2 protein-coding genes are annotated in these 447 nt (G+C 49.0%); both read right to left on the bottom strand.

Annotation, left to right across the window (positions count from 1 at the left end):
• A partial coding sequence (locus SQ11_RS17005) for a heme exporter protein CcmB (protein ID WP_198140906.1) occupies positions 1-118 on the bottom strand: 118 nt, incomplete at its 3' end.
• 6 nt (positions 119-124) lie between these two features.
• The coding region (locus tag SQ11_RS15770) for an ATP-binding cassette domain-containing protein (protein WP_041515157.1) at positions 125-447 on the bottom strand (323 nt) is incomplete at its 5' end.

Here is a 447-nt window from a genome sequence, read left to right as displayed (position 1 = left end):
GGCCTACACCCAATGGAAACAGGCTGACAACTATTATGAAAAAAAACAGCGTCGTCAGCACATCGGAGCGCCGACGCATTGCCAGTAATAAATCCCGCTTAACTATCCACCAGATCATATCGAATCAGGATAAAGTCAAATGATGCACAGCTGCAGCAGTCATGACGATTTCCTGATGAGTAGTCATGATAACCATCCCTCCCTTCGACAGATTGTGTTCCAATATTTCCTTGATCAGCCCCACCGCTGCAATATCCAAAGCGGTCAAAGGTTCATCCAATATCCACAATTTGGTTTGTACCACCAGCAGCCGTGCCAGGGCCACCCGTCTGCGCTGCCCTTGCGACAGCACTTTTGCAGGCAACATTTCACGTCCTGCTAACCCAATCTGCCCCAATGCATCTGCTGCCTGATCTTCATCAATCTCACAATTAGCCAGTGCACAGG

Source organism: Nitrosospira sp. NpAV, from assembly GCF_000832065.1.
Taxonomy (GTDB): Bacteria; Pseudomonadota; Gammaproteobacteria; order Burkholderiales; family Nitrosomonadaceae; genus Nitrosospira.
The sequence above is the reverse complement of the archived record's forward strand: the minus strand, read 5'-3'. Positions and strand labels throughout refer to the sequence as shown.